The following is a 284-nucleotide window of genomic DNA, read 5'->3' on the forward strand; positions in this document are numbered from 1 at the left end:
CACATGCATTGGCTGGGACGATTCCAAAAAAGGAGCCATTTGACTTAAATTATAAAGTTTGCCTTCAAAAGCAAACAGAAGGATCAGAAATTAATTTCTTGATATTTGGTTGTTAAAGTATTTTCTCTTCTTGTAAATAAGGAATAATTTTAGGTCAAAATTGCTTAAAAATAGTTTGGTTTTGTCAACAACAGGGCCCAAATTTTACTAAGGCGTCATAATGTTTACTTATTCATAGTTTGTCTAAATTGATGTTGTAATTCGGTTAGCAAAGGCATTTTAGT

The sequence above is a fragment of the Areca yellow leaf disease phytoplasma genome (assembly GCF_041920595.1).